Consider the following 4,593-nt stretch of genomic DNA (forward strand, 5'->3'; position numbering starts at 1 on the left):
AAACCGTCGTCATTGGAAATAAGAATTTTCATAGTCAAACTGAGTTAACTTTTATTGTAGAGGCGACCTGCAGGGTTGGTGACAGGCAAAAAAATGCCCGCGCTAGGCGGGCAGTTTCAGGTTTTAGCCCATGAATCAGGTAGGCAACGCGACCTTGTTGTCAACGCTGTACTGGTAATCCTTGAAGATGTGCTCGGCGCTCAGTTGCTGGTAGCTGCCATCGGCCAGACGCGTGGTGGTGTCTTTCAGACGGTAGGTGGTGGAGCCACAGGTCCAGCAGTTGTAGTTGCGCATGTGGGTGCACAGGCAGGTTTTGTCCATGACCTTGAGCGTTTTCAGGTCCGGGTTCAACAGCACTTCGCGGTTGTAGGCCGTAATGTAGGCGCAGCCGCCATTGCCATCAAGCAAGTAGCCATACGACTCGCAGCCAGGGCGGATACCAGAACCGATGGCGGGCGTGCTTTTCAGCATGCGCATCGGGTAACCGGTGGGCGAAATGGTGTTGACGATGATGTCTTCTTCGCTGGCCTTGAAGTACTCTTGCTTGGCTTTGTCGGTCAAACCGCACTCGTTGGCCACGGTAAACCGGGTGGCCACTTGTACGGCGGCCGAGCCACCTTCGAGGAACGACACCGCATCGCTGCCGGTAAAGATGCCACCCGCGGCAATCACCGGAATGTCCAGCTGCTCGGTTTTCAGGAAGGTAATGACTTCAGCACAGATGGTGGCCAGGTCGTACTGCGCCCAGTCCATGCCAAAACCCAGGTGACCACCGGCCAGCGGGCCTTCGACGACCACGAAATCAGGGTAACGGTTCAGGCGTGCGTTCTTGCGCAGGAAGAGTTGCAGCGCCCGTACCGACGACACGATGATGCCCAGCTTGGCATCGCGAAACCGGGGGTGATCGGCCATCAGGCCAAATGAGCCCAAATGCAGGCCCGCGCTCAAGGTGATGCCGTCAATACCAGCGTCCAAAGCGGCGGTCATTCGCACCTGCAGCGTTTCGCGCGGGGCGTTCATGGTCAGCTTTTCCATGCAATTGACAAACACCAAGCCTTCGCCTTTTTTGGCGGTCATGGTAGCGCCAACGTGCCGCTTGGTGGCCTCAGCGACCTCGCCCAGGTCAAACTTGATGCTGGACTTGTCAGAGTTGTCGATGTTGTACTTATAAAGGCGGGTCTTTTCTTTGACAAAACTGGTGTCAAAGCGCCGGTCCGACACGTCGGAGATCATGGCGTCGGAAATATGCCCGATACCGCCCAAGCGCGCGGCTTCGAGCGCCAGTTCGGCGGTGGAAATATCAACGCCCATGCCACCAATCATGATCGGCACGTACTCTTTTTTTCCGAACTTCAGGCGAAAGTCATCAACACGTTTCATCAAATTCCTTGGGGGCAAATCTCAAGCCAGAACAGCTTTACAGGGCAGAATTCTACCCCGTCACTACCTCAGATTTGCTGGCTGGACAATTCCCCTGCCCGGTTTGAGTACATCACGCGGGCATCGAGTTTTTCGACTTGAACTCGCGCTTGGCGGCTACCATAAACATTTAATTTGAGCCACTCAAATTCTGCAGTTAATTGACTCTCGTCAACGATTTTTATATGCCACACCCGTTGCTCCGCGTTCCAGCGGTAAGCGCGGGCTTTGAGCAGGTCTTTGGCTTCAAACGGCGCTCCGGTCGCTTGCAGGCGGTAGCTCGGCTGGCGGCTGGCCGCGATGATTTTGGCCAGACCACTCAGCCCGGTGGTGGGCAACGGCTCACCCAAGACCGCCAGCAGCGCATGGCAATCGACCTCGGCGCGGTGAGCCTCGTAAAACCAGCCTTTTTCCAGCGCCAGATACTCCAGCTTGGCCGAGCCCTGGCCTTCCTTTTTCCAGTCAATATCAGCAAACGAGCAACCCCAGGGCAATTTGGCAAACGCAGGGATGCGTGACTCACAAAAAGGGCGGTCAAACCCGGCGTTGTGGGCAATCACCAGATCAGCCCCGGCCAGCATGGCCGCAATTTTGGTCTCGTCCAGATGTTTGCCTCGCACCATTTCTGTGGAAATGCCGGTGATGGCCTCAATTTCTTTGGACACCGGCATGCCTGGGTCTTCCAGCTCGTCATAGACCAAAACCTCGCCCACCGGCAAGCCGGTGGCGGTGTCCACATCGACTTGCAGCATGGCCAACTCGATGATTTTGTCTTTGGCGTGGTCCAGGCCGGTAGTCTCGGTGTCAAGCACCAGCACCCGCAGGGTCGGGCCCAGCGCTGCTCGGTCAAACTTCAATACGGGCTGCAAACGGCGCAAGACACGGTAGTCAGGATGATTGGCCAAGGCAGCGGCCATGTCTTCGGGGCTCAGGGTTACGGGAAGTTGGGGCGTGGCTGCACGGCGTGGTTTGGTCATGGCTTTAGGCTTGAGCGGTTGACTTGTCGCAGGTGAAGGGGCATCAAAGTCAAGCGGAAATTGCGGATCGGTCACGGGAAGCTTTCGGGTCATATTGAGTCAGGCCAGCATTACACCGCACTCTGATGCCCAGCCACCACAACCCGGTTTAGGTTATCGGGTAAATTGGGCGCATGACCTCCCCTCTTCAATCCCCTGCCCTGCGCCCGCTCAAGGGCACCCGTGTCGTCAGTCTGGCACTCAACCTGCCCGGCCCGGCCGCCCTGATGCGCTGCCGGCAAATGGGCGCGACCTGTGTCAAGCTGGAGCCGCCTCCACCGGTCGGATCAGCCCCCGGCGCCTCGGGCGACCCCATGAGCTGGTACAAACGGGCCGCTTATGACGAGATGCACCAGGGGGTTCGCGTGGGCGTGGCCGACCTCAAGACTGAAAAAGGCCAAAAAACCCTGCACCGGGAACTGGCCAAGGCCGATATTTTGATCACCTCATTTCGCCCGTCGGCCTTGCGAAAACTGGGTCTGGAATGGAAAGTTTTGCACAAGCTCTACCCCGCCCTGTCGCTGATCGCGATTGTGGGCGCACCCGGCGACCGCGCCGATGAACCCGGCCACGACCTCACCTACCAGGCCGAAAGCGACTTGGTGACAGGGCTGGATTTGCCGCCCACCTTGTACGCCGACATGGGCGGCTCGCTGATGACCTCGGAGGCTGTGTTGCAGGCGATGCTGGTGCAAAGGCAAAAAGGCAAAGGCAGTTACCTCGAAGTGGCGCTTTCTGAGGCCGCGGCTTATCTGGCCTTGCCGCGCGCCTGGGGCGTGACCCAAGACGGTGAAGCGGTCGGTGGCGGCCATGCCGGTTACCGGGTCTACCCGTGCAAAGACGGCCGTGTGGCAATGGCGGCGCTGGAGCCCCACTTTGCCAAGGCGCTGTGCGCCGTGGCTGGGGTGACCGATGCCAGCATTGAGTCGATGATGTCACTCGCTACCCGCCAAGTAATTGCGGACTATCTGCTGACCAAGACCCGCAAAGTGCTCGACAAGCTCTCTCTTGAAAAAGACATTCCGCTTTACACACTGCCTCAGTCATAGCTGCCTAAAGACGTATTTGGCCAAGTGGCTTTGGCGACATTGGCAGGTAAACTTCATCACAACCGAGCATCACGGCGGCGGCCATGGTACGGTCGAGCAACAGATCTAGCGAAAGGACGATTACTTGCACGCGGGATGGAAACTGGGGTGGATAAATCATTTCCTGAATGCCTGAGTGACCCACAAAGTAAAGTCTTGCTAGCTGATTCAGTTTGTAACTACGACAGCTAATCGCATATCTGGCGCGCGAAATGACCCAACTTCATGTCAACATGATGTTTTTTCACTATTTCAACCATAGTAGATGGGCCATCCAACAAAGGTCTTGGTTTCTGTCACAATTTCCCCACTTTTCTTTTACCCGTTAGTTAACTGGAACTTTGCCAAACCGTCTGCCCAGACGAAAAGCCTTCAGCACTGACCTCAAACAACCAAGGATTCACATGGCCAGCGAACTTATCAAACACGTATCTGACGCTTCTTTTGAAGTCGATGTTCTTCAATCTGCCCTGCCGGTCTTGGTGGATTACTGGGCCGAGTGGTGCGGTCCCTGCAAGATGATTGCACCCATCCTGGACGAAGTGTCCACGGCGTTTGAAGGCAAGCTGCAAGTCGCCAAGATGAATGTCGATGAAAACCGTGACATCCCAGCAAAATTCGGCATTCGCGGCATTCCAACACTTATGTTGTTCAAAGGCGGCCAACTGGCTGCCACTAAGGTCGGCGCCATGAGCAAAGCCCAGATGACTGCGTTTATCGAACAACAACTGGCCTGATCTACCGGAAAATGCTCACATGGCAGTGGTTTACCCTGCCAATAGTGCAACCCCATCAGAGTTTCCCTTGTATTTCGCACACAATTTCAACGCTGATCACCTATCGTCCAGGCACAGCATTAAATTTCTTCAATATTTCCTGTCATAATTCTGCGTGTTCGCTGCCTCCCACCCCGAGGCGGTCCGATTTCCCGGTTTAGAACATTGAGGTTGAGGCTACCCTGCCGCCTCACCACCAAACCTCCCCCCGTATTTCGTTCAACTCCCTTTTGGGTCATTCCATGCACTTAAACGAACTCAAGGCACTGCACGTGTCCGAAGTCCTCAAGCAAG

General features: G+C 56.1%; 4 protein-coding genes. 2 read left to right on the forward strand and 2 right to left on the reverse strand.

The window, feature by feature from the left end; genetic code table 11:
- Positions 1-135: 135 nt before the first annotated feature.
- Positions 136-1,380, reverse strand: coding sequence for a nitronate monooxygenase (locus tag WCG50_RS17640; protein WP_336900904.1), 1,245 nt, complete (start codon positions 1,378-1,380; stop codon positions 136-138).
- Positions 1,381-1,448: 68 nt separating this feature from the next.
- The gene (locus WCG50_RS17645) at positions 1,449-2,489 is read right to left on the reverse strand and encodes a 3'-5' exonuclease (RefSeq protein ID WP_336900905.1); all 1,041 of its coding nucleotides are present in this window, start codon (positions 2,487-2,489) and stop codon (positions 1,449-1,451) included.
- 80 nt (positions 2,490-2,569) lie between these two features.
- Between WCG50_RS17645 and WCG50_RS17650 the strand changes: the two genes are divergently transcribed.
- Both WCG50_RS17650 and trxA read left to right on the forward strand, forming a co-directional pair.
- A complete protein-coding gene (locus WCG50_RS17650) occupies positions 2,570-3,484 on the forward strand; it encodes a CoA transferase (protein WP_336900906.1) in 915 nt (304 codons plus the stop codon).
- Between the two features lie 443 nt (positions 3,485-3,927).
- Positions 3,928-4,260: a thioredoxin TrxA gene (gene trxA, locus WCG50_RS17655; RefSeq protein WP_336900907.1), complete on the forward strand. Its 333-nt coding sequence runs from the start codon at positions 3,928-3,930 to the stop codon at positions 4,258-4,260.
- Positions 4,261-4,593 lie beyond the last annotated feature (333 nt).

The organism is Rhodoferax sp. (assembly GCF_037143375.1).
In the GTDB taxonomy this organism is placed as follows: Bacteria; Pseudomonadota; Gammaproteobacteria; order Burkholderiales; family Burkholderiaceae_C; genus Rhodoferax.

What these genes read in the sequence shown, in the direction of transcription:
- WCG50_RS17640 (WP_336900904.1), bottom strand. Translation starts at nt 1,380, where the DNA reads ATGAAACGTGTTGATGACTTTCGCCTGAAGTTCGGAAAAAAAGAGTAC.
- WCG50_RS17645 (WP_336900905.1), bottom strand. Translation starts at nt 2,489, where the DNA reads ATGACCCGAAAGCTTCCCGTGACCGATCCGCAATTTCCGCTTGACTTT.
- WCG50_RS17650 (WP_336900906.1), top strand. Translation starts at nt 2,570, where the DNA reads ATGACCTCCCCTCTTCAATCCCCTGCCCTGCGCCCGCTCAAGGGCACC.
- trxA (WP_336900907.1), top strand. Translation starts at nt 3,928, where the DNA reads ATGGCCAGCGAACTTATCAAACACGTATCTGACGCTTCTTTTGAAGTC.